This is a genomic window from Blastococcus sp. SYSU D00669, from assembly GCF_054050715.1.
The window spans coordinates 61741-87297 of the sequence record NZ_JBJGZV010000007.1 but is presented as its reverse complement, the minus strand read 5'-3'; the positions used below and the strand labels follow the sequence as shown (position 1 = coordinate 87297).

The window sequence follows — 25557 nt, the reverse complement described above, 5'->3', positions numbered from 1 at the left end:
CACCTGCGGGACGTGTCGTGCCGCCCCCGCAGGACGCCGTGAGGCGTGTGACTGGTGGGGCTCAGGCGACGGCGGCCGGCAGGTCCGCCGCGGTCTCCGGCACCGGCCGGAGGCCGGCCAGCGTGGCCGCCACCTCGTCGAGGACGGCACGGTGGATGGGCAGCGACACGTGCCCCACGCCCCGCACGAGGACGTTGCGCGCCCGCAGGTCGGGGTGGTCGCACCGGCCGGAGCTGGTGGGCACGACCACCTGGTCGATGTCGCTGTAGACGGCCGTGATCGGGGTGCGGCAGCCCGGCGCGGGCTCGGCGAGCTCCTGCAGCAGGCCGGACCCGGGGCGCAGCTGGCGGATCAGCGGCGCCGGTACCACGTGCGCCCAGCGCGACCCCTGGTGCGGCGTGCCGAGGGTCACCAGCGACTCGACCCGGTCGCCGTCGAGCCGCTGCACGAGGTAGCGGGCGATGAGCCCGCCGAGGCTGTGGCCGACCACGTGGACACGGTCGTGGCCGGTCTCCTGGCACACGCGCTCGACGTGCTCGGCCAGGTCGGCGGCGCCCTGCCCGACGTCGCGGAGCAGGGGGCTGTAGTTCCAGGAGCAGACCGAGGCGAACCCCCGCCGGCGCAGGCTGCGGCGCATCACCGCGAACACCGAGCGGTTGTCGACCAGGCCGTGCACGAGCAGCACGGGGATGCGCGCGGCGAGCGGGTCGGCGGCGAACAGCGCGCGCACGGTGGGGGGCTGCACGCCGGGGCGGAACCGGCCGTCGGGGCGCAGCGGCTCGGTGCGCGTGCCGAGCGGGTAGAGCAGCGCGTGGGCGCCGACCCAGGCCAGCTCGGTGAGCCCGCCGGTCAGCGTCGCGGGGGTGCACAGCGACCGCAGCCCACCTCGCGTCGTCCCGGGGGGGACGGCGCCGGTGTGCGACTCTGGACCGGAGTCCGGATCGCTCGTGGGGCGCATGGGCCGCCTACCTCCGTCCGTCCCACCGTGCCGGAACCGCCCTCCGCCGGTGGCGGAGCACTCGTGCTGTGCTCCGTTCACCCGACGGTAATGCCCGTGTGTGTTCGCCGTCACACGAACGACGCTGGTCATCGGCGGATCGAGGCCTGTTCGTGACCGTCCAGCCGAAGGGGGAGCCGTGCCCGCCCGCGACGCTCGCAGCGGACCCGCCCGCAACCGCGCCGCCACCGGGAAGGCCCGGGACCGCCGGAGCGGCAGCGGGAGGACCCGCCCGGGCCGCGTGCCGGACCGCCCGTCCGCGCGCCGCAGCTCACCGCCCGCCGACGCCGTCGTCGTCGGCACGGTCCCCGTCCTCGCCCGGGTCAGCGGCGCGCTGCTGGTCCTTGCCGGGCTGGTCGCCGTCGTCTCCCTCGTCCCGACCTACCTCGTCGTCGGGGGGACCGAGGTCTCCCTGGTCGGCGGGTTCGGCAGCGCGCTGGTCGCGCTGCTTGTCCCGGTGGCCCACCTGGCCGTCGGCGCGCTGCTCGTGCGCGGCGCCGTCCCGAAGTTCGGGCTGGCCTACGCCGGGGTGGCGGCCGCGCTGGCCGTCGGCGAGCTGCTCATCGAGCTGTACCGGGGCCGCAGCTCCACCAGCCGCCCGGGCGTGGAGGTGCTGGCCGGCGAGCGGGTGCTCACCAGCACCGTCGAGATCGGCGCCGGCTGGGTCCTCGGCGTCGTCTCCCTCGGGCTGGCCGTGCTCGCCGGCGTCGTCGCCGCGGTGGCCTGGGGGCGCACGGTCATGGAGGACAACGGCACCCTCGACCCCCTGCGGGCGGCACTGGCCGGCGGCTCGGTGCTGCTCGGCGTCCTCACGGTGCTGTGCATGACCCTGCCCGCCGCCGACGTCCCCGACCGCCTCGTCACCGACCCGGCCACCGGTCTGGAGACGGTCGTCACCCAGGAGGGACCGCAGGCCCTGCTCGAGCGGCCCGGCCTGGCGCTGCTCGGCGGCCTGCTGCTGGCCGGCGCGATCGTGCTGTGCTCGGTGGTGGCGCCCTCGCTGCGGCCCCGGCTGGCCGCCGTCGGCGGGCTGCTGGCGCTGGCCGTCGCGGTGCTGGCCGCCGGCCTCACCGGCGTCCGCGACGCCCTCACCTCCGACGAGCTGCAGTGGACCGTCCCGGGTGCCGGCCTCGTCGTCGCCGGCGTGGGGTACGCGCTGCTCACCGTGCTGGCCTGGCGGCTCCGGCGGGCGCCGGCCGGCGCCGGAGGGTGACCGGTGGCACCCCCGGCCCTACAGTGCCCTCGTGGCTGAAGAACGCATCCGGGTGGTCGTCGCCAAGCCCGGCCTCGACGGGCACGACCGCGGCGCCAAGGTCGTCGCCCGCGCCCTGCGCGACGCCGGCATGGAGGTCGTCTACACCGGCCTGCACCAGACGCCGGAGCAGATCGTGGAGACCGTCGTCCAGGAGGACGCCGACGCCGTCGGCCTGTCAGTCCTCTCCGGGGCGCACATGACGCTCTTCGAGCGGCTGACCGAGCTCATGCGCGAACGGGGCGTCGACGACGTCGTGGTCTTCGGCGGCGGGATCATCCCGGACGAGGACATCCCCGAGCTCGAGCGGATGGGGGTGGCCCGCATCTTCACGCCCGGCGCCACGACCACCGAGATCGTCGACTGGGTCCGCGACCACGTCGGGGCCCCCGCCGGCGCCTAGCGGCCAGCTCATCCGCGCGGTCACGACGTGACCGGCAGGGTCAGCTGCTGCACCCGGCCCGGCCCGGTGGTCAGGGTCACCGGCTGCGGCGTCGTCGACCCCCGGTAGGCGAGGTCGCCACCGGCGAGGACGACGGCGAGCCGGTGACCGGGCTCGAACCGGTGCACGATGCCGGGCAGCTCGATCGTCACCGGCCGGGTGACGTCGGTGAGGCGCACCGGCGACACCAGCCGGTGCGGCAGCTCCACGACCCCGTCCGGCCCCACGTCGTAGAGCTTCGCGAAGACGACGAGCTGCCCGCCGGGCCCGGCCGCCTGGGTGAGCGCGGCGGGGGAGTCCAGCTGCACCGTCAGCTGCGGGGAGCCGACGACGTCGAGCGGCCGGCTCAGCGGCGCGCTCTCGAAGCGGATCGCGGTGCCGGGCGGATCGGTCACCGGCCCGGTCCGGTCGAGGAACGACGTCTCGGTGTAGCCGGGGCCGACCGGCGCGACGCTGCTGTACGAGCGCGACCCCGGCAGCACCGCGGTGCCGTCCGGCACGAGAGCGCCGTCGCCGGAGAGGAACAGCGTCCGCTGCGTCCCGACGGGGAAGCGGGGCGCAGATGCGTAGGCGCGCGCGACGTCGCCGGTCGCCTCGAACACCCAGTCGCGGAAGTACGTGAAGTCGAGGCGGGGGCGCGGACCCTCGCCGCGCACCCAGTGGTCGAACCAGGCGATCACCTGCCGGCCCTGGAAGGAGTTCTCGGGATCGCGCTCGTCGAGCTCGCCGGCCACCGGCGTCGAGGCGCTGTGCCCCCACGACTGCCACTGCAGCGCCACCGGCGTGCCCTGGCTCCTCAGCGCCGTGTACGTCGCCACCGACTCCTGCAGGTTGAACAGGGTGTCGGCCTGCCCCTGGGCGATCAGCGTGGGCACCCGGACGTCGGAGAGGTAGCTCGCCACCGAGTTGGAGCGCAGGAAGTCGATCGACTGCCGGGTGGCGTACCCGACTGCGGCCACCTCCAGCAGGGCCCGGCAGACCGGCGGGTCGAAGTTGCCGCAGTTCTGGTCGACGAAGGCGGAGAACCGGGCCGGGTCGGCGAGCGCCTGCAGGTCCTGGACGCCGTTGACGACGCCGAGCGTGGTGAACAGCAGCGACCACTGGTACTTGAAGACGCCGCTGTCGGCGTAGCTCACCGAGCCGCTGCGGGCGGTGCCGCCGGGCAGGGAGCCGTTGTCCGGGTTCAGCGAGTAGGCCAGGTCGTTCCAGGTGATCATCGGCACGATCGCGTCGAGCCGGTCGGTGCCCGCGGCGTGCTCGACGGCGGCGGCGGCGAACTGCACCTGCCCGCCGTAGGAGCCGCCGATCATGCCCACCGCGGGGTCGTGCGGGGTGCCGGTCCGGGCGTCCTGGCGGATCACCTGGTCGACGTGCACCGGCTCCCCGGTGGCGTCGTCCACCGCGGTGATCGACGGGTCCCCGCCGAGGAAGCGCAGCAGCTGGCCGGCGGCGGCGCCGTCGTGCTCGCGGTCGTCCAGGGTGATCGGGCAGAGGTCGCCGTCGACGAAGCCGAGGCCGGTGTAGGACAGGGTCACGTAGCCGAGCTCGCCGAAGCCCTGGGCGAAGTCGGCCTGGTCGGCCTTGGTGCCGCCGAAGCCGTTGGTGGCCAGCAGCGCCGGCCCGGGGTCCGCGGCGGTGACGCCGGGCGGCACGTAGAGGTCCGCGTCGATCGAGCAGGTGCGGTTCTCCGGCCCCAGCCCGGTCACGGTGATCGTCAGGTCCCGCGGCACGATCTCGGCCGCCGCGGCGGGGGTGGCGAGGGCCACCGTCCCCCCGGCGACCACCAGGGACGTCACGGCGGCGGTGGCTGCTCGGCGCACGGGCGGGGCTCCTCGTCGTCGGGGACCGGGCCGCCGCGACGCGGCCCACCCTCCCAACGCGCAGGCCGCGCCGTGGTTACGCGCGAGTAGCCCCCGAGGCGTCCTGTGACCCGGCCCACCTGTGCCCCCGCCGGTGCGGCGGGCCGGTTACGGGAGAGCTACGGTGCTCGTTCGTGGATCTCTTCGAGTACCAGGCGCGTGACCTGTTGGCATCGCACGGCGTGCCCGTGCTCCCCGGCGGCGTGGCCGAGACGCCCGAGCAGGCGGAGGCCATCGCCCGCGAGATCGGGCAGACCGTCGTCGTCAAGGCGCAGGTCAAGGTCGGTGGCCGCGGCAAGGCCGGCGGCGTCAAGCTGGCCGACAACGCCGACGACGCCCGGGCGCGGGCGCAGGACATCCTCGGGCTGGACATCAAGGGCCACATCACCCACCGCGTGATGGTCGCCCAGGCCAGCGACATCGCCGAGGAGTACTACTTCTCCTACCTGCTCGACCGGGCCAACCGCACCTTCCTGGCGATGGCCTCGCGCGAGGGCGGCATGGAGATCGAGCAGCTCGCCGTCGAGCGCCCCGAGGCGCTGGCCCGCATCCCGGTCGACGCCACCACGGGCGTCGACGAGGCCAAGGCCGCCGAGATCGTCGACGCCGCGAACTTCCCCGCCGAGGTCCGCGACCAGGCGATCGCCATCGCGCAGCGGCTGTGGGAGGTCTTCCAGAAGGAGGACGCCACGCTGGTCGAGGTCAACCCGCTGGCCAAGGCGCCCGACGGCACCGTGCTCGCGCTCGACGCGAAGGTGACCCTCGACGACAACGCCGCCTTCCGGCACGACAACCGGGCCGCGCTCGAGGACACCGCCTCGGCCGACCCGCTCGAGGCCGCCGCCAAGGAGAAGGACCTCAACTACGTCAAGCTCGACGGCGAGGTCGGGATCATCGGCAACGGCGCGGGCCTGGTCATGAGCACCCTCGACGTCGTGGCCTACGCCGGCGAGGAGTTCGGCGGCGTCAAGCCGGCCAACTTCCTGGACATCGGCGGCGGCGCCTCGGCCGAGGTCATGGCCAACGGGCTGCACATCATCCTGTCCGACCCCGCCGTGAAGAGCGTCTTCGTCAACGTCTTCGGCGGCATCACCGCCTGCGACGCCGTCGCCAACGGCATCGTGCACGCGCTGCAGCTGCTCGGGGACGAGGCGACCAAGCCGCTGGTCGTCCGCCTCGACGGCAACAACGTGGAGGAGGGCCGGCGGATCCTCGCCGAGGCCAACCACCCGCTCGTGACCGTGGTCGACACGATGGACGGCGCCGCCCGGCGGGCCGCCGAGCTCGCCGCCTGACAAAGGACCCCTTCCTCCCCACCCCTCGCGAGCTCGGGGCGGGCCCCTGGAAGGGGCCGCTCCGGCCTCTTGAAGACAGGACCTGAAGAGATGTCGATCTTCCTCAACGAGAACAGCAAGGTCATCGTCCAGGGCATGACCGGCTCGGAGGGGCGCAAGCACACCCAGCGCATGCTCGCCTCCGGGACCGCCATCGTCGGTGGCGTCAACCCGAAGAAGGCCGGCGAGAGCGTCGAGTTCGACGGCGGCACCGTGCCGGTGTTCGGCTCCGTCGCCGAGGCGATGAAGGAGACCGGCGCCGACGTCAGCGTGATCTTCGTGCCGCCGGCCGGTGCGAGGGGCGCCGTCATCGAGGCCGTCGACGCCCAGATCGGGCTCGCCGTCGTCATCACCGAGGGCATCCCGGTGCACGACTCGACCTACTTCTGGGCGCACGCCCAGGGCGGCTCGACCCGCATCATCGGCCCGAACTGCCCCGGCCTGATCAGCCCCGGGCGGTCGAATGCCGGCATCATCCCGGCCAACATCACCAAGCAGGGCAAGATCGGCCTGGTCAGCAAGTCGGGCACGCTGACCTACCAGATGATGTACGAGCTCCGGGACATCGGTTTCTCCACCTGCGTCGGCATCGGCGGCGACCCGGTCATCGGCACCACCCACATCGACTGCCTCCAGGCGTTCCAGGACGACCCGGAGACCGAGGCGATCGTGATGATCGGCGAGATCGGCGGGGACGCCGAGGAGCGGGCCGCCGACTTCGTCAAGGCCAACGTGACCAAGCCGGTCGTCGGCTACGTCGCCGGCTTCACCGCGCCCGAGGGCAAGACCATGGGCCACGCCGGCGCGATCGTCTCCGGCTCGGCCGGCACCGCCCAGGCCAAGAAGGAGGCCCTCGAGGCCGCCGGCGTCCGTGTCGGCAAGACGCCGTCCGAGACCGCCCGGCTGATGCGCGACATCGTCTCCTGAGGGAGGACCACCCTCCCCCCGCCTCGCACGCTCGGCGTGGGTCCCCGAAGGGTGGCCGTTCCAGCACGTCACCGGCTGCCCGGCGTCCCCCTCGGGACGCCGGGCAGCGGCGTGTCACGGACGGGGGACGACCCGCGCGGCACAGTTGCGCCGGGCGAGCAGGGCCGACACCATGCGCTCCGCAAGCCTGTCACTACCGAGGAGACCCCCGTCATGACCTCCAGTCAGCCCCCGCAGCCGCCGGGCGGGTACGGGCCGCCGCCCCAGGGCGGGCAGCCCGGCTACGGGCAGCAGCCCGGGTTCCCGCCGCCCGCGCCGGGGCAGCCGTCCTACGGTCAGCCGGGGCAGCCGCAGCCCGGCCAGCCCTATCCCGGCCAGCCGTCCTACGGCCCGCCGCCGGGGTACCCCCCGCAGCAGCCGGGCCAGCCCGGGTACAACCCCTACGCGCAGCCCGCGGGCACCGGTGGCGGGGTCTCCTTCGACGCCAAGAAGCTGAAGATGGCGGACTACGTCATCGCCGGCGGCACCCTGGTGTTCCTCGTCCTCTCGCTGTTCCCCTGGTACGACTTCAGCGACGAGTTCTTCACCGGCTTCACCGTGAACGGCTTCAGCCGGGGTCTGGTCAGCACGGCGTTCGTGCTGTTCCTGCTGGCCACCATCTGGGCGTTGCTGCCGGCCTTCTACGAGGTGAAGCTCGGTTTCCCGCGGGGCTGGATCACCGTGGGCCTGGCCGCGCTCGGCGCGCTGCTCGTGCTCTTCGAGTGGATCAACACCTTCGACGCCGGCTTCTCGATCTTCGCGCTGCTCGGGTTCCTGGTGGCGCTGGCGATCGCCGTCTTCGCCTTCCTCTCGGTGCTGCCGGAGCTGAAGAACCGGCCGGCGCTGCCGGGCAACCTGGCCAACGCCGCCCAGTGGGCCAACCAGCAGGCGCCGAACCTGCCCGGCTCGTTCGGCGGTGCCCCGCAGGGGGGTGCGCCCGGCCAGCAGTACGGGCAGCCCGCCCCTCCGCCGCCGTCCTACGGTCAGCCGCCGCAGCACTCGTACAACCCGCCGCCGTCGCACACCGGGCCCGGCCCGGTCCCCGGCGGTCCGGGTGCCACCGGCCCGGGCTCGCCGCCCCCGCCGCCGTACGGCCAGCCGGGCGGCTCCACCGCGTCGGGCTCCGGTCCCGCCCAGGGGCCGAGCGGTCCGACGACCGCCTGAGCTCCGCACCGCTCCTCCGCCGACCGCCGGTGGCCCTCGGGCCGCCGGCGGTCGGTCGTCGTCCGCCCGTCGGCGCGTGCGCTCCCTTGGGAGGCGCGGCCTTGGGACAGTGGGGGCATGGCCTCCTCCACCCCACGGGCACCGGTCGTGGACCGCCGTCCCGACCCCGGGGCCGACCGCGGTCTCGCCCGGGCCCCGGTGTGGGCGGCGCTGGCCGCGGCGGCGGTGTCCCTCCTGGGCCTCGTCGGGCTGGGCGTCGCGGTCGTCGTCGTCGGGACGCTCGACCCCGGCGGCGGGCTGTCGGTGGGCGGTTCGACCGCGCTCGCGGGCCGGTTGTGGCTCCTCGCGCAGGGTTCCGAGCTCACGCTGCCCGGCGGCCCGCTGCGGCTGGCGCCGCTGCTGCTGACGGCGGCCATCGCCTGGGGCCTGGCCCGGGCGGGACGGCTCGCCGTCCACCTCGCCGGGACGACGGGCCGGGCGGCCGGGGTGACGATCGCGGCGCTGGTCGCCGTCCACACCGTCCTGACCCTGGGGCTCGGTGTGGTGCTCGACGACCCCGACGTGGGCGTCGACCTGCTGCGGACCGCGCTCGGCGCCCTGCTGCTGTCGCTGGCCGCGGGCGGCTGGGGCGTGCTGCGGGAGTCCGGCGACCTCGACGCCGCGCTCGACCGGTTGCCCGGGGCGGCGCGGCCGGTGCTGCGCGGCGTGCTGGCGGGCGGCTGGGCGCTGCTCGCGCTGTGCACCGCCGTGGTCGGGGTGGCCCTCGCCAGCGACACCCGCGGCTACGCCGCGGTCTCCGGGGAGCTCGGCGGCGCGGCCGCCGGTGCGGCCGGCCTGCTCGGGCTCGCGGTGCTGCTGCTGCCCAACGCCGCGGCCGCCGTGCTGGGGCTCGCCGCCGGCCCGGGGTTCGTCGTCGGCAGCGGCACGGCGGTCTCGGTGCACGGGGTCACCCTGGGCGCCGTCCCCGCGCTGCCGATGCTGGCCGCGCTGCCCGACACCCAGGCGGTGCCGCTGCTCGCCTTCGTCTCCCAGGCCGTGCCCGCCCTGGGCGGCCTGGTCACCGGGGTGGTGGTCGGCCGCCGGCTGGGCCCGCGGGACGGCGGTGCGGTCGTCGCCGGGCTGTGGGGCGTGCTCGCCGGCGTGCTGCTGGGGCTCGCGTCCGTGGTGGTGGTGTGGCTGGCCGGGGCCTCGCTGGGCGACGGCGCCCTGGCCGAGGTGGGCGCGCCGGCCCTGGCCACGGGCGTGGCCGTCGCGGCGCAGGCGGGCATCGCCGCGGCGCTGGCAGCGGCGGTGGCGCGGTGGCGCTCACCGGGGGCGAGGGTCCGGGAGCGGCCGCACTAAGGTTTCGTCGTGCCCGCACCCGAGTCGTTCCCGCGGGCGCGGGTCGTCGTCCTGCTGTCGGGGACCGGCTCGCTGTGCGCCGCCCTGCTCGACGCCGCCGACGACCCCGGCTACCCGGCCGCGGTCGTCGCCGTCGGTGCCGACCGCGACGCTCCCGGCCTCGAGCACGCCCGCCGGCGCGGCCTGCCGACGTTCGTCACCGCCCTGCGCGACCACCCCGACCGCGCCGCCTGGGACCGGGCCCTCGCCGCGGCGGTCGCCGAGCACGCCCCCGACCTGGTCGTCTCCGCGGGCTTCATGAAGATCGTCGGGCCGGCCGTGCTCGAGGCATTCGGCGGCCGGCTGATCAACACCCACCCCGCCCTGCTGCCGGCCTTCCCGGGCGCGCACGCCGTGCGCGACGCGCTCGCCGCCGGCGTGGCGGTGACCGGCTCGACGGTCCACCTCGTCGACGCCGGCGTCGACACCGGCCCGGTGCTCGCCCAGCGCGAGGTGCCGGTCGAGCCGGGGGACGACGAGGCGAGCCTGCACGAACGCATCAAGATCGTGGAGCGCGAGCTCCTGGTGGGGACGGTGGCGCGACTCGTCACCGAGCACGCGACGAGGGAGACCAGCCGATGACCGACCGCACGCCGATCCGCCGCGCCCTGCTCGGCGTCTACGACAAGACGGGCATCGAGGAGCTGGCCCGCGGGCTGGCCGCGGCCGGCGTCGAGCTGGTCAGCACCGGCGCGACGGCGCGGCGGATCGCCGAGGCCGGCGTCCCGGTGACGCCGGTGGAGCAGGTCACCGGCTTCCCCGAGTGCCTCGACGGCCGGGTGAAGACGCTGCACCCCGCGGTGCACGCCGGGATCCTCGCCGACCGGCGCAAGGCCGAGCACCGCAGCCAGCTCGAGGAGCTCGGCATCGCGCCGTTCGACCTGGTGGTCGTCAACCTCTACCCGTTCACCGAGACGGTGGCCTCCGGCGCGGCGCCCGACGAGTGCGTCGAGCAGATCGACATCGGCGGGCCGGCCATGGTGCGCGCGGCGGCGAAGAACCACCCGTCGGTCGCCGTCGTCGTCGACCCGGCCCGCTACGGCGACGTGCTCGCCGCGGCGGCCGCGGGCGGGTTCACCCTGGCCGAGCGGCGGCGCCTGGCGGCCGCGGCGTTCCGGCACACCGCCACCTACGACATCGCCGTCGCCTCGTGGATGGGCAACGTGCTCGCACCCGACGACGAGACCGGCTTCCCGGCCTGGGTGGGCGCCACGTGGGAGCGGGCCGACGTCCTGCGCTACGGCGAGAACCCGCACCAGCGGGCCGCCCTCTACCGCGGGTTCAACCCGGGGCTGGCGCAGGCCGAGCAGCTGCACGGCAAGGCGATGTCCTACAACAACTACGTCGACACCGACGCCGCCTGGCGGGCCGCCCACGACCACGAGGACCCGTGCGTGGCGATCATCAAGCACGCCAACCCGTGCGGCATCGCCGTCGGCCCGGACATCGCCGCGGCGCACCGCAAGGCCCACGCGTGCGACCCGGTCTCGGCGTTCGGCGGGGTGATCGCGGCCAACCGCGAGGTCGACCTGACCACGGCCGAGCAGATCTCCGAGGTCTTCACCGAGGTGGTGGTCGCGCCGTCGTTCACCGACGACGCGCTCGGGGTGCTGACGGCGAAGAAGAACATCCGGCTGCTGCGGCTGCCGCACGTCCCGGGCGCGGGCGCCGAGATGCGCCCGGTCAGCGGCGGGCTGCTGCTGCAGAGCCTCGACCGGATCGACGCGCCCGGCGACGACCCGACGACGTGGACGCTGGTCGCGGGCGAGCCGGTGGACGCCGCCGAGCTGGACAACCTCGTCTTCGCCTGGCGGTCGGTGCGCGCGGTGAAGAGCAACGCGATCCTGCTGGCGCACGACAAGGCGACCGTGGGCGTCGGCATGGGCCAGGTGAACCGGGTGGACTCCGCCCGGCTGGCCGTGGCGCGGGCGGGGGAGCGGTCGGCCGGGGCCGTCGCGGCCTCCGACGCGTTCTTCCCGTTCGCCGACGGTCTGCAGGTGCTGCTCGACGCCGGCGTGCGCGCCGTCGTCCAGCCGGGTGGCTCGGTGCGCGACGAGGAGGTCATCGCCGCGGCGGCGGCCGCCGGCGTCCCGATGTACCTGACCGGCACCCGGCACTTCGCCCACTGACCGGCCCGCCCCGGCGGGCCGGTCAGTGGCTCAGCTCGCCGCGGTCTTGTACTTCGGCCCGGACAGCAGCGCCTTCAGCGAACCCAGCAGGCCCAGGACGCCGACGGCGATCGCGAACCAGAAGCCGATGCGGAAGTCGCCCAGCGCCCAGCCCCGGTCGGCGAGCGGCACCAGCACACCGGCGATGACGGCGAAGCTGACCAGCAGCGCCAGCAGGCCCAGGAAGCGGTGGGCCTTGGCCGGGATCAGCATCAGCAGGCCCAGCACGAACAGGACGCCGCCGCCGAGCAGGACCGCCATCGGCTGCCAGAAGCCGGAGCTGAACAGCTCGCCGACGCCCTCGCCCAGGGTGTCGAAGGCCCTGCGCAGGATGTCCCAGCCGCGGGTGTCGTCCCCCGGCAGCCAGGACAGCAGCAGGCTCACGCCGGCGGCAATGCCGGCGAGGATGAGCAGCAGGGCCGCGAAGGCGTCGCCCTTGCGCACCGCCACGGGCTGCGTCGAGTACTGCGGGGTCGTGTAGTAGTTCTCGCCCGGGCCGGCGTAGCCGTGGGCGCCCGACCCGACCGGCGAGCCACCGCTCACCGGCTGGATGCCGGGCTTGGTCGACTCGCGCCACGACTCGTCGCGGGCGGGCGGCGGCGGGGGCGGCGCGGACCGGTTCCCCGGCTGGTACGGGGTCTGTTCGCGCTCGGTCATGTGGTGGCTCCTCCAGCGGGTCGGGGCGGGGACGCGGCCCGCACCCCCGGAGCCTAGGGCCGCGGACGCTCCTCCGGAGCCGTCTCCGGCACACTGTCGCTCGTGCCCGCGACGATCCTCGACGGCAAGGCCACCGCTGCGGCGATCCGCACCGAGCTCACCGAGCGCGTGGCAGCGCTCGCCGCGGCCGGGCGCCGCCCCGGGCTCGGCACGCTGCTCGTCGGCGACGACCCCGGCAGCCGCTGGTACGTCAACGCCAAGCACAAGGACTGCGCCGAGGTCGGCATCGCCAGCATCCAGCGCGAGCTGCCGGCGACCGCGACGCAGGCCGACGTCCTCGCGGTCGTCGCCGAGCTCAACGCCGACCCGGCCTGCACCGGCTACATCGTCCAGCTCCCGCTGCCCGACCAGGTCGACGAGTACGCCGTCCTCGAGGCCATGGACCCGGCCAAGGACGCCGACGGGCTGCACCCGGTCAACCTCGGCCGGCTGGTGCTCAACGTGCCGGGCGCGCTGCCGTGCACGCCGGTGGGCATCGTCGAGCTGCTGCGCCGCTACGACGTCCCGATCGCCGGCGCCGAGGTCGTGGTCGTGGGCCGCGGCATCACGGTCGGCCGGCCGCTGGGGCTGCTGCTGACCCGGCGCAGCGAGAACGCCACCGTGACCCTCTGCCACACCGGCACCCGCGACCTGGCCGCGCACGTGCGCGGCGCCGACGTCGTGGTCGCCGCCGCCGGTGTGCCCGGGCTGATCACGCGGGAGATCGTCAAGCCGGGCGCCGCCGTCCTCGACGTCGGCGTCAGCCGGGTGGACGGCAAGATCGCCGGGGACGTCGCCCTGGACGTCGTCGAGGTGGCCGGCCACGTGGCGCCCAACCCGGGCGGGGTCGGGCCGATGACCCGCGCGATGCTGCTGGCCAACGTGGTCTCGGCGGCCGAGCAGGCGGCCGCGGTGGAGGTGCTCTCCGCCTGATGACCCGGCCGCCCCTCTACGTCCGCCGGCCGTTCCTCGCCGGCCTGCTTCGGCAGGCGCCGCTGCTGGCGGTGCTGACCGGCGTGGGCGTCGGGCTGCTGCTGGTGACGGTGGAGCACTGGCGGGCCGGGCTGCTGGTGACCGGCCTCGCGGTGGTCGCCGGGGCGGTGCTGCGGCTGCTGCTGCCGGTGCGCATGGTCGGCTTCCTCGCGGTCCGCAGCCGGTCGGTCGACGTGCTGCTGATGGGCGGCACGGGCCTCGCGCTGGCGGTCATCGCGCTGGCGATCCCGGGCAGCTGAGGGCCCCCTCGGGCGCGCGCGGGGACCCGGCGATAGGTTGACCGCCATGGCTGAGAAGTCCCGGTCGGGCAAGGTCACCGTCGTCGGCGCCGGTTTCTACGGGTCCACCACCGCTCTGCGGCTCGCGGAGTACGACATCTTCGAGACCGTCGTGCTGACCGACATCGTGGAGGGCAAGCCGGAAGGCCTCGCCCTGGACATGAACCAGTCGCGGCCCATCGAGGGCTTCGAGACGAAGGTCGTCGGTGTCGGAGGGGGCTCCTACGAGGGCACCGAGAACTCCGACGTCGTCGTCATCACCGCCGGCCTGCCCCGCAAGCCGGGCATGAGCCGGATGGACCTCATCGAGACGAACGCCAAGATCGTCCGGTCGGTCGCCGAGAACATCGCCCGCACCTCGCCCGACGCGGTGGTCATCGTCGTGTCCAACCCGCTCGACGAGATGACCGCGCTCGCGCAGCTGGCCACCGGGTTCCCCAAGAACCGGGTGATGGGGCAGGCGGGCATGCTGGACACCGCGCGGTTCAGCAACAACGTCGCCGAGGAGCTCGGCGTCCCGGTCGGGTCGGTGCAGACGCTGACCCTCGGCTCGCACGGCGACACGATGGTGCCGGTGCCCTCGCGCTGCACCGTCGACGGCAAGCCGCTGTCCGACGTGCTGGCCCAGGACCGCATCGACCACCTGGTCGACCGCACCCGCAACGGCGGCGCCGAGGTCGTGGCGCTGCTCAAGACCGGCTCGGCCTACTACGCCCCCTCGGCCGCCGCGGCCCGCATGGCCCGCGCGGTCATGGAGGACTCCGGCGCCGTCATGCCGGTCTGCGCGTGGGTGGACGGCGAGTACGGCATCTCCGGGGTGTACCTGGGCGTCGAGGCCGAGATCGGCCGGGAGGGCGTGCGCCGGGTGGTCGAGGGCGACCTGTCCGAGAGCGAGCTGGCCGGGCTGCGCGAGGCCGCCGAGGCCGTGCGCGCCAAGCAGGCTGACGTAGCCGACCTCTGACCGCACCGGTCAGAGCTGCAGAGAGGGAAGACCCGACGTGAGCAAGATCAAGGTCGAGGGCACCGTCGTCGAGCTCGACGGTGACGAGATGACCCGGATCATCTGGCAGTTCATCAAGGACCAGCTGATCCTCCCGTACCTCGACGTGAACCTCGAGTACTACGACCTGGGCATCGAGAAGCGCGACGAGACCGACGACCAGATCACCATCGACTCCGCCAACGCCATCAAGAAGCACGGCGTCGGCGTCAAGTGCGCGACGATCACGCCCGACGAGGCGCGGGTCGAGGAGTTCGGCCTGAAGAAGATGTGGCGGTCGCCGAACGGCACGATCCGCAACATCCTCGGCGGCGTCATCTTCCGCGAGCCGATCATCATGTCCAACGTGCCGCGGCTGGTGCCCGGCTGGACCAAGCCGATCGTCGTCGGCCGTCACGCGTTCGGTGACCAGTACCGCGCCACCGACTTCAAGTTCCCCGGCGAGGGGACGCTGACGATCACCTTCCAGCCCAAGGACGGCGGCGAGCCGATCCAGCACGAGGTGTTCCAGTCGCCCGGCGGCGGTGTCGCGATGGCGATGTACAACCTCGACGAGTCGATCCGCGACTTCGCGCGCGCCTCGATGAACTACGGGCTCAACCGCCAGTACCCGGTCTACCTCTCCACCAAGAACACGATCCTCAAGGCCTACGACGGCCGGTTCAAGGACCTGTTCCAGGAGGTCTTCGAGACCGAGTTCAAGGACCAGTTCGAGAAGGCCGGCATCACCTACGAGCACCGGCTGATCGACGACATGGTCGCCGCGTCCCTCAAGTGGGAGGGCGGCTACGTCTGGGCCTGCAAGAACTACGACGGCGACGTCCAGTCCGACACCGTCGCGCAGGGCTTCGGCTCGCTGGGCCTGATGACCTCGGTGCTGATGAGCCCCGACGGCCGCACCGTCGAGGCCGAGGCCGCGCACGGCACGGTGACCCGCCACTTCCGCCAGCACCAGCGGGGCGAGCAGACGTCGACCAACCCGATCGCGTCGATCTTCGCCTGGACCCGGGGCCTGGCCCACCGCGGCAAGCTCGACGGCACCCCCGAGGTCACCCGGTTCGCCGAGACCCTGGAGAAGGTCTGCATCGACACCGTCGAGGGCGGCCAGATGACCAAGGACCTCGCGCTGCTGATCAGCAAGGACCAGCCCTGGCTCAACACCCAGGACTTCCTCGCCGCGATCGACAGCAACCTGCAGAAGGCCATGGCCTGACGCCTCCGCTCACATGATCACCCCGGGCCCGCCGGTGTCTCAGCAGACCTGAGGCAACGGTGGGCCCGAGGTGATCTCGGGCCTGTGGACGACGCCAGCAGGCGAGCCGTCCCGGCGGGCAGGCTCCGGCGGTGCCCGTGCCGCCCCTCCGCCCGCCGATCGTGCGCGGACGTGTCTTCCGCGGCAGCTGGGCCGTCTCCGCAGGGGTGCTGACGGAGCAGCAGCTGCGCAGCTCCGCCTGGCGCCGGCTGCGGCGCGACGTGTACGCGGACGCCGGTCTGCCCGTGGACCACCGGCTGATGGCGCGCGGCATCGCCCTCGTCGCGCCGCCGGCGTACGCGTTCGGCGGGCTCACGGCCGCCCACCTGTGGGGCGTGGAGGACCTCGTCCCGGCCGACGACCCGGTCGAGCTCGTCCTGCCGCCGGGGACCAGGTGGACGCCCGGTGGTCCGGACGGCGCCGCTCGACGGGGACGTCGTCCGCGATCGTCTGCTGCGCCGGACGAGCCGCGTGCGGACCGCCGTCGACCTCGTCCGCCGCGACGACGGCGACGAGTCGGTCGTGCTGCTCGATCGGCTGGTGCACGCCCGCGTGGTCCACCTCGACGACGTCCGGGAGGCGGTCGCCGGGCGGCCGCGCTGCCGGGGGAGTGCCGTCGCCCGCCGGACGGCGATGCTGGCCGACGGGCTCGCGGAGTCGCCGCCGGAGACGCGGCTGCGCCTGCTGCTCCACCGCTCGGGGCTCCCGCTCCCGATCGCGCAGTTCGAGGTGCGGGACGACCGCGGCCGGTTCGTCGCGAGGGTCGACTTCGGGTGGCCGGACCAGCGGCTCGCCGTGGAGTACGACGGCGTCTGGCACGGCGATCCCGAGCAGTTCCCCGAGGACCGTCGGCGGCTCAACCGGCTCTCGGCCGTGGACTGGCGGGTGCAGTTCGTGACGAAGGGCGACATGCGCCGGCCTGATCAGGTGCTGCGCGAGATCGCCCGAGCGCTCGGGCGGTGATCACCCCGGGTCCGGCGTTGCCTCGGCGCCGGATGAGGCAACGGTGCACCCGGGCTGATCACCTGGCACCCGGGGTCAGGCGAAGTTCTGGGTCCACCAGGGGCCGCCGGCGCCCTGGGCGACGCCCACGCCGAGGCGGGTCAGCGAGCAGTTGAGGATGTTGGCGCGGTGACCGGAGCTGTTCATCCAGGCCTCCATCACCGAGGCGGCGTCCGGCTGGCCGTAGGCGATGTTCTCGGCCAGCACGGTGACGCCCGCCCGGTCGCCGCGGTCGAACGGGGAGAGGCCGTCGGGGTCGACGTGCGAGAAGAAGCCGCGGTCGCGCATGTCGGCGCTGAACGCGCGGGCGACGGCGGCCAGCCCCGCGTCGGCGGCGACCGGGCCGCAGCCGGCCGCGGCGCGCTCCTGGTTGACCAGCGCCAGGACCTGCCCCTCGGCGCTGGGGTCGGCCGGGGCGGCGGCGGGCGCGGGCGCCGACGCGGCGGGCGCGGGGGCGGGCGCCGACGGGGCGCTGCCGCTCTCCTCGGCCTCCGCCGTCTCCGCGGGGGTCTCCGCGGGGGTGGTCTCCTCCGCCGTCGGCTCCGCGGACGGGGTCGCCGCGGGCGTCTCGGCCGGCGCGGCGGGGGCCGCCTCCGTCGTCCCCGGGGCGGCGGGCGCGGCGACCGCGGCCTCGCCGCCGTCGACGCCCAGCGTGACGACATCGCTCCGGTCCTGCTCGGGGGTCGCCGCGCCGGACGACGCCGCCGCGGCGCCGAGCCCGCCCTCCGCGCTGGTGACGGCGGGGGCGTAGTCGGGCAGGACCAGGGCGATCCCGGCCACGATGCCGCAGACCAGCACCACCGGCGCGATCTTGCCGCGGAGCTGCACCCCGCGCTGCCACCAGGAGGTGCGCACGGCCCGGAGGCGCTCGGACGTGGTGGGACCGCTGGGGGAGTGGTGCACGGGAAGATCCTCGGGAGGCACTAGATCACGATTCGTTACCTCGTCGAGACTAGCGGTAGGCGAGGCGTCACGGCGAGTCAGGTGTGACCGAGGTCACTCGTGGTCCGCGAGAGTGGGGGCACCCGGTCTCCTGCTGCGCGCGGGCACCCCCGCCGGGCAGCATGGAACGGGTCCGCACCACCCGATCCCGAGGAGCACGCCGCCGGTGAGCGACGTCTGGCTCAACATCGTCATGGTCGTCGTCTTCGTGCTGATCGGCGGCGCCTTCTCCGGGGCGGAGATCGCCCTGGTCTCGCTCCGGGAGTCGCAGGTCCGTGCGCTGTCCGAGCGCGGCCGCCGCGGGCAGGCCCTCGAGAAGCTGCTCGCCGACCCCAACCGGTTCCTCGCCGCGGTGCAGGTCGGCGTCACCGTCGCGGGCTTCTTCTCCGCGGCCTTCGGTGCCAGCACCCTCGCCCGGCCCGTCGCCGAGTGGCTCGAGGGCTTCGGGATGAGCAGCGGTCTGGCCTCCACCCTCGCCCTCGTCCTCGTCACGATCGCGATCAGCTACCTGTCCCTCGTCGTCGGCGAGCTCACCCCCAAGCGGCTGGCCCTGCAGCGGGCCGAGGGTTTCTCCCTCGCCGTCGCCTCGCCGCTCAACACCATCGCCAAGCTGTTCCGGCCGATCGTCTGGCTGCTGTCGAAGTCCACCAACCTGCTGGTCCGCCTGCTCGGTGGTGACCCGCGGGCCAGCGGCGAGTCGATCAGCCAGGAGGAGCTGCGCGACCTGGTCGCCGCGCACGAGTCGCTCACCAGCGACGAGCGGCGGCTGATCGGCGAGGTGTTCCGCGCCGGTGACCGCGAGGTCCGCGAGGTGATGACGCCGCGCACCGAGGTCACCTTCCTCGAGGCGGGGATGACCGCCAGCCGCGCGGCCAAGCTCGTGGCCGACTCCAACTGGTCGCGCTACCCCGTCGTCGGCCGCGACCAGGACGACGTCGTCGGCTTCGTGCACGTCCGCGACCTGTTCCTGCCCTCGCACCCGGCCGGCCGCGCCGCGACCGTCGGCGACCTGGCCCGCGAGGTCACCCGGCTGCCGGGGACGGCCCGGGTGCTGGTCGCGCTCAGCGAGATGCGCCGGGGGAGCCAGCACCTGGCCATCGTCGTCGACGAGTACGGCGGCACCGACGGCATCGTCACCCTCGAGGACCTCATCGAGGAGGTCATCGGGGAGATCTACGACGAGTACGACGCGGACGTCGTCCCGCAGCAGGCGGGCCGGCCCGACGGCCCGCAGGAGGTCGACGGGCTGCTCAACCTCGACGACTTCACCGAGGTCACCGGCGTGCGCCTGCCCGAGGGGCCGTACGAGACCGTCGCCGGCTACGTGCTGGCCGTGCTCGGCCGCCTCCCCGAGGTCGGGGACACCGTCGAGCACGAGGGCCGCACGTTCACCGTCCTCGAGCTCGACGGACGGCGGATCGCCCGGCTCTCGGTCAGCCGTCCGCCCGCGCCCGACAGCGAGGACGACGCCGTGGAGAGCGGCGCGACCGCCTAGCGGCGCTCCTGCGCGATCTCCCAGGCGTCGCGCACGATGCCGGTCAGGTCGGTGTGCCGCGGCGTCCAGCCGAGGTCGGCGTGGATCCGGTCGCTCGCGGCGACCAGCTGCGCCGGGTCACCCGCCCGCCGCGGACCGACCTCGACCGGCACCGGGTGGCCCGTGACCTCCCGGACGGCGTCGACCACCTGCTGGACCGAGAACCCGGTGCCGTTGCCGAGGTTGTAGATGCGGTGCTCGCCGGGCGCCGGCGCGGGCAGCGCCAGCAGGTGGGCGTCGGAGAGGTCCTCGACGTGGATGTAGTCGCGGATGCAGGTGCCGTCGGGGGTCGGGTAGTCCTCGCCGTAGATCGTCAGGTGGTCGCGCTGCCCGGCCGCGACCTGCAGCGCGAGCGGGATCAGGTGCGTCTCGGTCGTGTGCCGCTCGCCCAGGCCGAACGCGGCGCCGGCCACGTTGAAGTAGCGCAGGCTCACCGCGGCGAACCCGTGCGCCGCCGCGTACGAGGTCAGCATGGCGTCGACGGCCAGCTTCGTCGCCCCGTAGGTGTTGGTCGGCCGGGTGGGCGCGTCCTCGCGGATCGGCACCTGCTCGGGCTCGCCGTAGGTGGCCGCGGTGGAGGAGAAGACGATCCGGCGGCAGTCGGCCGCGCGCATCGCCTCGAGCAGCTCCAGCGTCCCGCCGACGTTGTTGCGCCAGTACTCCTCGGGCGCCTGCTGGGAGGCGCCGACCAGGCTCTTGGCCGCGAAGTGCAGCACCGCCTCGGGGCGGGCGTCGGCCAGCACCGGCCCCGACTCGTGCAGGGCGGCCCGCACGAACGCCGCACCCGAGGGGACGGCGTCGGCGTGACCGGTGGACAGGTCGTCGAGCACCGTGACCTCGTGGCCGCCCGAGAGCAGGGCGGCCGTGACTACGCTGCCGATGTACCCGGCGCCGCCGGTGACGAGAACGCGCATGCCGCAACACTAGGGAGGCCGGACGTCGTGGTCAGCGCACGCCCCGCGGTGCAGGCCCTGCCTGCCTACAAGCCGGGCCGCAACCCCGCCGACGTCGCCCGCGAGATCGGGGTCGAGCGGGCCGTGAAGCTGGCCAGCAACGAGGTCGCGTTCCCGCCGCTGCCGGCCGTCGTCCAGGCGCTGGCCACGGCCGCGGCCGAGACGAACCGCTACCCCGACAACGGCGCCGTCGTCCTCACCCGGGCGCTCGCCGACCGCTACGGCGTCGACCCGGCGCAGGTCGTGACCGGCTGCGGCGCGGTCATGCTCTGCCAGCAGCTGGCGCAGTCCTACAACGACCCCGGCACCAGCATCGCCTTCGCCTGGCGGTCGTTCGAGATGTACCCGCTGCTGGCCCAGGTCGCCGGCGCCCGCAGCACCCAGGTGCCGCTGGTCCCGGGGCGGCCGGGCGGGCCGGCCGACACCCACGACCTCGAGGCGCTGGCCGCCGCGGTCGACGACAGCACCCGCCTGGTGTTCGTCTGCAACCCGAACAACCCCACCGGGACGGCGGTGCGCCGCGCGGAGCTGGAGCGCTTCCTCGACGCCGTCCCGGCGAGCACCCTCGTCGTCCTCGACGAGGCCTACCGCGAGTTCGTCACCGACCCCGACGTCCCCGACGGCCTGGAGCTGATGCGCGGCCGGCCCAACGTGGCGGTGCTGCGGACGTTCTCCAAGGCGTGGGGTCTGGCCGGGCTGCGGGTCGGCTACCTGGTGGCCGAGGACCCCGCCGTGGCCGGGGCCGTGCGCAAGACCCACGTGCCGTTCAGCGTCTCGATGCTCGCCCAGGCCGCCGCCGTCGCCGCCCTGGCCAGCGAGGACGAGGTGCGCCGGCGCTGCGCCGCGGTCACCGCCGAGCGCGAGCGGCTCACCGCGGCGCTGCGCGAGCGCGGCCTCGACGTCGCCGACAGCCAGGCCAACTTCGTGTGGCTGCCCGTGGGGGAGCAGGCCGCGGAGCTCGCCGCCGCGCTGGAGTCGCGGGCGGTGATCACGCGCCCGTTCGCCGGCGAGGGGATCCGCGTGACGGTCGGCACGCCCGAGGAGGACGACGTCTTCCTCGCCGCCCTCGACGACGTGCGCACGGCCGCACCGGTCGCCTGAGGGTCCCCCGCATGGCTGTCCGTCGTCCCCGCTCGGGGGAGTCCGGGCCGGTTCCGGGCGAGCGGCTGGTTTGATGGCCTCCGTGCCTCTTCCCCGTGTCCTCTCCGGGATCCAGCCGACGGCGGGTTCGTTCCACCTGGGCAACTACCTGGGGGCGCTGCGCCAGTGGGTGAGCCTGCAGGAGACGACCGAGGCGTTCTACTGCGTCGTCGACCTGCACGCCATCACGCTGCCGCAGGACCCCGCGGAGCTGCGCCGCAACACCCTGGTCTCCGCCGCGCAGCTGCTGGCGCTCGGCGTCGACCCCGACCGCAGCACGCTGTTCGTGCAGAGCCACGTCCCGGAGCACGTGCAGCTGGCGTGGGTGCTGGAGTGCCTGACCGGCTTCGGCGAGGCCAGCCGGATGACGCAGTTCAAGGACAAGAGCCAGCGGGAGGGCACCGCCGGCGCGTCGGTCGGCCTCTTCACCTACCCGGTGCTGCAGGCCGCCGACATCCTCGTCTACCAGGCCGACCAGGTGCCGGTCGGTGAGGACCAGCGCCAGCACCTCGAGCTGACCCGCGACCTGGCCACCCGCTTCAACGGCCGCTTCGGGCAGACCTTCACGCTGCCCAGCCCCTACATCCCGCCGGGCGCGGCGAAGATCCTCGACCTGCAGCAGCCGGACAAGAAGATGAGCAAGAGCCTGCCGCCGGCCGGCTGCGTCTTCCTGCTCGACGACGCCAAGGTGACGGCGAAGAAGATCCGCTCGGCGGTGACCGACACCGGCCGCGAGGTCGTCTACGACCCCGAGAACAAGGCCGGGGTCAGCAACCTGCTGACCATCCACAGCGCGCTGTCCGGGACGCCGGTCGCCGCGCTCGAGGAGCACTTCGCCGGCAGCGGCTACGGCGACCTCAAGAAGGAGCTCGCCGAGGTCGTCACCGAGGCGCTGGAGCCGGTGCGCCGCCGCACCCAGGAGCTGCTCGACGACCCGGCGGAGCTGGAGAAGGTGCTCGCGGCCGGGGCCGCGCGCGCCCGCGAGGTGGCGTCGCAGACGGTGGCCGCGGCGTACGACGCGGTCGGCTTCCTGCCCCCGGCGGGTGCGCGGTGAACGACGACACCTTCGTCCCGCGCAGCCGCAGCACCCCGCCGCAGTCCGCCGTCCTCGGCGTGATCATCCGGATCCCCGAGCCCTGGGCGCAGCTGCTGGTCGACTGGCGGGCCAAGGTCGGCGACCCGCAGGCCGCCGTCGTCCCCCCGCACGTGACCCTGCTCCCGCCCACCGAGGTGTCGGCCGCCGAGCGGCTGACGATCAGCGCGCACCTCGCGCAGGTCGCCCGCTGCCACCCGCCGTTCGACATGCACCTGTCCGGGACCGGCACCTTCGCACCGGTCTCCGACGTCGTCTTCGTGGCGGTGGCCCGCGGCATCGGCAACTGCGAGCTGATCGCCAACGACGTGCGCAGCGGCCCGCTGGCCCGCTCGCTGGCGTTCCCGTACCACCCGCACGTGACCGTCGCCCACGACGTCCCCACCGACATGCTCGACCTGGCCTACAGCGGGCTGGCCGACCTGTCCGCGGAGTTCCGGGTCACCTCGTTCACCGAGTTCGAGCAGACCCCGGACGGCGGCTGGACGGTCGCGCGCGAGTACGAGCTCACCGGCCCGCCCCGCTGAGGAAGGGCGCGCGTCCGGCGCGCGCAGGCCCCAGACTCTCCCGGGTGAGCACCGACCCGCCCGAGCGCTCCCGGCGGCGCTCGCTGCGCGAGGTGGTCGCGGGCGTCCCCGGCGCGGCCGACGCCGCCATCACGCGGGTGCGCCGGCGCTGGCGCTGGTTCGACCACCTCGCCCGCGCGGGCGGCCGCTACCAGCGCACGCAGGGCGACCTCATGGCCGCCGGCGTCACCTACTTCGCCTTCCTCGGCCTGTTCCCGGTGCTGCTGCTGGTCGCCTCGATCGTCGGCCTGGTGCTCGCCGGGGACGCGGTGCTGCAGCAGGAGCTGTTCGACGCGATCCGCGAGACGGTGCCGGGGGAGACCGGCGAGGAGCTCGTCCGCCAGCTCCGCGGCGCCATCGAGGCCGCCGGGTTCGTCGGCGTCCTCGGCCTGGTCGGCTTCCTGTACGCCGGGCTGCGGACGATGGACCAGCTGCGCCTCGGCATGGAGCGCATCTGGAAGGGGCGGGTCGACGCGCCCGAGTTCCTCCGCGACAACCTCCAGGACCTGGTCGCCCTGGTGGCCCTCGGTGCCGCCGGCCTGCTGAGCCTGGGCCTGACCGGCTTCGTCACCCAGGCCACCTCGAGGGTGCTCGGCTTCCTCGGCCTCGACGACGCCCCCGGCTACGGGGTGCTCACCTGGGTGCTCGGCCTGGCCCTGGCCATCGCCGGCGACACCGTCGTCTTCCTGTGGCTGCTGCGGGTGGTGCCGTCGATCAGCCACCCGCTGCGGCTGCTGCTGCCCGGGGCGCTGTTCGGTGCGCTCGGCTTCGAGGCGCTGAAGCTGATCGGCGGCTACTACCTCTCGCTGATCTCCACGAGCGTCACCGCCTCGGCGTTCGGCGGCGCGGTCGGCATCCTGGTGTGGATCAACGTCGTCGCCCGCTACGCCTTCTTCACCGCCGCGTGGACGGCGACGTCACCGGCGGTGCAGGCGGCCGCCGAGCCGGCACCCGCCCCGGAGCAGCCGGCGGTCAGCGAGCAGGCGTCTCCGGCGGCTCCGGTCGATCCGGTGGCTCCGGCTCCGGCGGGGGAGCGCCCTCCGCCGCCGCCGGCCCCGGTCCGGGTGGTGGGGGCGATCCTGAGCGCGGGGGCGCTGATCGGGGTCGCCGGGTCGCGGCTGCTGCGGCGGCGCCCGCGCCCGTCCTCGCGCGCCGGCGGACGGTGACCGCCGTCCCCACCGCGACCACGGCGAGGACGGCCGCACCGGCGCCGAGCCACACCGGCGACGTCGTCCCGGCGGCGGTCTCGGCGACCGGCGCGGCCGCGGTCGGGGTGACCGGTGCCGTCTCCGCGGGCGTGGTCGGGGTCGCCGTCCCCACCTCGCCCGGCTCGACCAGCCGGCCGACGCCGTCGGTGCCCGCCGGGACGGAGAAGCCCCAGTCGAGCAGCAGCGCCGCCTGGGCGGCCTCGTGCACCGGGCGGCGCTCGGTCTGCATCACGGTCACGACCAGCCGGCGGCCGCCGCGCTCGGCCGCGGCGACGAAGGTGTGCCGGGCGGCGTCGGTGAACCCGCTCTTGCCGCCCAGGCTGCCGGGGTAGCTGCCCAGCAGCGGGTTCTGGTTCTGGATCTGGAAGCCCGGCCGGTCGCCGACGGCGGGCATGTCGGCGGTCGGTGTGGTGAGCACCGCGGCGGTGACCGGGTCGGCCACCAGCTGCCGCAGCACCAGCGCGAGGTCGTAGGGGGACGACGTCTGGCCCGCCACGTCGAGCCCGGACGGCGTGCCCGCCACCGTGTCGTACGCGCCGAGCCGCTCCGCCGTCTCGTTCATCGCCGCGACGGTGACCGGGACACCGCCGGCCGCCCGGGCGAGCGCGTTCGCCGCGTCGTTGCCCGACTGCAGCACCAGGCCCTTGAACAGCAGGTCGACCGTGTACCGCCCACCGGTGACGATGCCGACCCGGCTGCCCTCGATGTTCTCGTCCTCGGGCGTGCCCTCGACCACGCGGTCGGGCGGCAGCAGCGGGGCCAGCGTGAGCAGGGTCAGCGTCTTGAGGGTGCTCGCCGGGTAGTAGCGGCCGTGCGGGTCGCGGGCGGCCAGGACGTCGCCGGTGAGCGCGTCGGCGACCAGCCACCCGGCCGCGCCCACCCCGTCGGGCAGCGGCGGGGCGCCGTGGGCCACGACCACCCCGCGGGTGCCCAGCCGGTCCCCGCCCACGACGCTGCCGTCGGGCGCGCTGCCCCGCGGCGGCGGCCCCGCCGGCGGTGAGGTGGGCGTCGGTGCGGTGAGGTCGACGGTCGGGCGGGGGACGGGGTCGGTGCCGGGGGCGGCCGCGGCCCACGGCGTGCCCGAGAGCAGGAGCAGACCCGTGACCAGCGCCACGAGGGCCGGCCGCAGCCCTTTCGCCGGGACCGTGCGCGCCATCCCCGAACGCTAACCCGCAGGTGGCCCGCGGCGGTTCCGCCCCGTCCGGGACCGGAACCCTCAGCGCTTAACGATCGGGTCTCGGTCCGTCCGGAGAGCTCGGGAGCGGCCGCACCCGCAGCTAGCGTCCCCCCAGACGTGTCGCCCCCGGCCGCCGGTGTCCCGTGCCGGCCGCGCGGCGA

23 protein-coding genes and 1 pseudogene are annotated in these 25557 nt (G+C 74.7%); 18 read left to right on the top strand and 6 right to left on the bottom strand.

Going from position 1 to position 25557, the window contains the following annotated elements:
* Positions 1–61: 61 nt before the first annotated feature.
* Positions 62–958: an esterase/lipase family protein gene (locus ACI8AF_RS07235; protein WP_456539014.1), complete on the bottom strand. Its 897-nt coding sequence runs from the start codon at positions 956–958 to the stop codon at positions 62–64.
* Between the two features lie 280 nt (positions 959–1238).
* On the opposite strand from ACI8AF_RS07235, the gene ACI8AF_RS07230 reads away from it, so the two are divergent.
* Together ACI8AF_RS07230 and ACI8AF_RS07225 are read left to right on the top strand one after the other, a co-directional pair.
* On the top strand, positions 1239–2210 hold the full coding sequence (locus ACI8AF_RS07230; RefSeq protein ID WP_456539013.1) for a hypothetical protein: 972 nt from the start codon (positions 1239–1241) through the stop codon (positions 2208–2210).
* A gap of 31 nt (positions 2211–2241) precedes the next feature.
* Positions 2242–2652: a cobalamin B12-binding domain-containing protein gene (locus tag ACI8AF_RS07225; protein WP_456539012.1), complete on the top strand. Its 411-nt coding sequence runs from the start codon at positions 2242–2244 to the stop codon at positions 2650–2652.
* A gap of 20 nt (positions 2653–2672) precedes the next feature.
* Here the strand turns inward: ACI8AF_RS07225 and ACI8AF_RS07220 are convergent, their stop codons facing one another.
* Positions 2673–4511, bottom strand: coding sequence for a CocE/NonD family hydrolase (locus tag ACI8AF_RS07220; protein WP_456539011.1), 1839 nt, complete (start codon positions 4509–4511; stop codon positions 2673–2675).
* A gap of 173 nt (positions 4512–4684) precedes the next feature.
* Here ACI8AF_RS07220 and sucC point away from each other — a divergent pair, with 173 nt between their 5' ends.
* From sucC to purH, 6 genes are all read left to right on the top strand, one after another.
* Positions 4685–5845, top strand: coding sequence for an ADP-forming succinate--CoA ligase subunit beta (sucC, locus tag ACI8AF_RS07215; RefSeq protein ID WP_456539010.1), 1161 nt, complete (start codon positions 4685–4687; stop codon positions 5843–5845).
* Positions 5846–5935: 90 nt separating this feature from the next.
* Positions 5936–6811 (top strand): succinate--CoA ligase subunit alpha, encoded by an 876-nt coding sequence (gene sucD / locus ACI8AF_RS07210; RefSeq protein WP_456539009.1) that lies wholly within the window; start codon positions 5936–5938, stop codon positions 6809–6811.
* A 213-nt stretch (positions 6812–7024) separates the two neighbouring features.
* On the top strand, positions 7025–8014 hold the full coding sequence (locus tag ACI8AF_RS07205) for a hypothetical protein (protein WP_456539008.1): 990 nt from the start codon (positions 7025–7027) through the stop codon (positions 8012–8014).
* 117 nt (positions 8015–8131) lie between these two features.
* Positions 8132–9355 carry a cell division protein PerM gene (locus ACI8AF_RS07200; protein WP_456539007.1) on the top strand — a complete coding sequence of 408 codons (1224 nt, stop codon included), beginning with the start codon at positions 8132–8134 and terminating at the stop codon, positions 9353–9355.
* 9 nt (positions 9356–9364) lie between these two features.
* Complete coding sequence (gene purN, locus ACI8AF_RS07195) at positions 9365–9976, top strand: phosphoribosylglycinamide formyltransferase (protein WP_456539006.1); 612 nt, start codon at positions 9365–9367, stop codon at positions 9974–9976.
* On the top strand, positions 9973–11523 hold the full coding sequence (gene purH, locus ACI8AF_RS07190; protein WP_456539005.1) for a bifunctional phosphoribosylaminoimidazolecarboxamide formyltransferase/IMP cyclohydrolase: 1551 nt from the start codon (positions 9973–9975) through the stop codon (positions 11521–11523). Before purN ends, purH begins: the two co-directional genes overlap by 4 nt.
* A 30-nt stretch (positions 11524–11553) precedes the next feature.
* Here the strand turns inward: purH and ACI8AF_RS07185 are convergent, their stop codons facing one another.
* The gene (locus ACI8AF_RS07185) at positions 11554–12219 is read right to left on the bottom strand and encodes a hypothetical protein (RefSeq protein WP_456539004.1); all 666 of its coding nucleotides are present in this window, start codon (positions 12217–12219) and stop codon (positions 11554–11556) included.
* A gap of 102 nt (positions 12220–12321) precedes the next feature.
* On the opposite strand from ACI8AF_RS07185, the gene ACI8AF_RS07180 reads away from it, so the two are divergent.
* The 5 genes from ACI8AF_RS07180 to ACI8AF_RS07160 all read left to right on the top strand — a co-directional run bounded on the left by ACI8AF_RS07180 (position 12322) and on the right by ACI8AF_RS07160 (position 16744).
* Complete coding sequence (locus ACI8AF_RS07180; protein ID WP_456539003.1) at positions 12322–13191, top strand: bifunctional methylenetetrahydrofolate dehydrogenase/methenyltetrahydrofolate cyclohydrolase; 870 nt, start codon at positions 12322–12324, stop codon at positions 13189–13191.
* A complete protein-coding gene (locus ACI8AF_RS07175; protein WP_456539002.1) occupies positions 13191–13490 on the top strand; it encodes a DUF3017 domain-containing protein in 300 nt (99 codons plus the stop codon). The genes ACI8AF_RS07180 and ACI8AF_RS07175 overlap by 1 nt, the downstream gene beginning before the upstream one ends.
* A 46-nt stretch (positions 13491–13536) precedes the next feature.
* Positions 13537–14490, top strand: a complete 954-nt coding sequence (mdh, locus tag ACI8AF_RS07170) for a malate dehydrogenase (protein WP_456539001.1) — start codon at positions 13537–13539, stop codon at positions 14488–14490.
* Between the two features lie 37 nt (positions 14491–14527).
* Positions 14528–15742 carry an NADP-dependent isocitrate dehydrogenase gene (locus ACI8AF_RS07165; protein WP_456539000.1) on the top strand — a complete coding sequence of 405 codons (1215 nt, stop codon included), beginning with the start codon at positions 14528–14530 and terminating at the stop codon, positions 15740–15742.
* A 444-nt stretch (positions 15743–16186) separates the two neighbouring features.
* Entirely contained in the window at positions 16187–16744 is a 558-nt protein-coding gene (locus ACI8AF_RS07160) for an endonuclease domain-containing protein (RefSeq protein WP_456538999.1), read from the top strand.
* 75 nt (positions 16745–16819) lie between these two features.
* Here the strand turns inward: ACI8AF_RS07160 and ACI8AF_RS07155 are convergent, their stop codons facing one another.
* The gene (locus ACI8AF_RS07155) at positions 16820–17638 is read right to left on the bottom strand and encodes a CAP domain-containing protein (RefSeq protein ID WP_456538998.1); all 819 of its coding nucleotides are present in this window, start codon (positions 17636–17638) and stop codon (positions 16820–16822) included.
* A 253-nt stretch (positions 17639–17891) separates the two neighbouring features.
* Between ACI8AF_RS07155 and ACI8AF_RS07150 the strand changes: the two genes are divergently transcribed.
* Positions 17892–19220 (top strand): hemolysin family protein, encoded by a 1329-nt coding sequence (locus tag ACI8AF_RS07150; protein WP_456538997.1) that lies wholly within the window; start codon positions 17892–17894, stop codon positions 19218–19220.
* Here ACI8AF_RS07150 and galE read toward each other — a convergent pair.
* On the bottom strand, positions 19217–20173 hold the full coding sequence (galE, locus tag ACI8AF_RS07145; RefSeq protein ID WP_456538996.1) for a UDP-glucose 4-epimerase GalE: 957 nt from the start codon (positions 20171–20173) through the stop codon (positions 19217–19219). The genes ACI8AF_RS07150 and galE overlap by 4 nt on opposite strands.
* A 27-nt stretch (positions 20174–20200) precedes the next feature.
* Here galE and hisC point away from each other — a divergent pair, with 27 nt between their 5' ends.
* The 4 genes and pseudogenes from hisC to ACI8AF_RS07125 form a co-directional block, all read left to right on the top strand.
* Positions 20201–21313: a histidinol-phosphate transaminase gene (gene hisC, locus ACI8AF_RS07140; RefSeq protein ID WP_456538995.1), complete on the top strand. Its 1113-nt coding sequence runs from the start codon at positions 20201–20203 to the stop codon at positions 21311–21313.
* A gap of 73 nt (positions 21314–21386) precedes the next feature.
* A complete protein-coding gene (gene trpS / locus ACI8AF_RS07135; protein ID WP_456538994.1) occupies positions 21387–22406 on the top strand; it encodes a tryptophan--tRNA ligase in 1020 nt (339 codons plus the stop codon).
* Complete coding sequence (locus ACI8AF_RS07130) at positions 22403–22972, top strand: 2'-5' RNA ligase family protein (RefSeq protein ID WP_456538993.1); 570 nt, start codon at positions 22403–22405, stop codon at positions 22970–22972. Before trpS ends, ACI8AF_RS07130 begins: the two co-directional genes overlap by 4 nt.
* Before the next feature lie 44 nt (positions 22973–23016).
* A pseudogene (locus ACI8AF_RS07125) lies at positions 23017–23916 on the top strand (YihY/virulence factor BrkB family protein); the annotation flags it as partial.
* A gap of 67 nt (positions 23917–23983) precedes the next feature.
* Here the strand turns inward: ACI8AF_RS07125 and ACI8AF_RS07120 are convergent.
* Entirely contained in the window at positions 23984–25375 is a 1392-nt protein-coding gene (locus ACI8AF_RS07120) for a D-alanyl-D-alanine carboxypeptidase family protein (RefSeq protein WP_456538992.1), read from the bottom strand.
* Between the last annotated feature and the right edge of the window lie 182 nt (positions 25376–25557).

Bases quoted from the DNA above. Each gene is read 5' to 3' on its own strand.
- ACI8AF_RS07185 (WP_456539004.1), bottom strand. From the start codon at position 12,219: ATGACCGAGCGCGAACAGACCCCGTACCAGCCGGGGAACCGGTCCGCG.
- ACI8AF_RS07200 (WP_456539007.1), top strand. From the start codon at position 8,132: ATGGCCTCCTCCACCCCACGGGCACCGGTCGTGGACCGCCGTCCCGAC.
- mdh (WP_456539001.1), top strand. From the start codon at position 13,537: ATGGCTGAGAAGTCCCGGTCGGGCAAGGTCACCGTCGTCGGCGCCGGT.
- ACI8AF_RS07120 (WP_456538992.1), bottom strand. From the start codon at position 25,375: ATGGCGCGCACGGTCCCGGCGAAAGGGCTGCGGCCGGCCCTCGTGGCG.
- ACI8AF_RS07235 (WP_456539014.1), bottom strand. From the start codon at position 958: ATGCGCCCCACGAGCGATCCGGACTCCGGTCCAGAGTCGCACACCGGC.
- ACI8AF_RS07175 (WP_456539002.1), top strand. From the start codon at position 13,191: ATGACCCGGCCGCCCCTCTACGTCCGCCGGCCGTTCCTCGCCGGCCTG.
- ACI8AF_RS07205 (WP_456539008.1), top strand. From the start codon at position 7,025: ATGACCTCCAGTCAGCCCCCGCAGCCGCCGGGCGGGTACGGGCCGCCG.
- trpS (WP_456538994.1), top strand. From the start codon at position 21,387: ATGGCCTCCGTGCCTCTTCCCCGTGTCCTCTCCGGGATCCAGCCGACG.
- purH (WP_456539005.1), top strand. From the start codon at position 9,973: ATGACCGACCGCACGCCGATCCGCCGCGCCCTGCTCGGCGTCTACGAC.
- sucD (WP_456539009.1), top strand. From the start codon at position 5,936: ATGTCGATCTTCCTCAACGAGAACAGCAAGGTCATCGTCCAGGGCATG.
- galE (WP_456538996.1), bottom strand. From the start codon at position 20,173: ATGCGCGTTCTCGTCACCGGCGGCGCCGGGTACATCGGCAGCGTAGTC.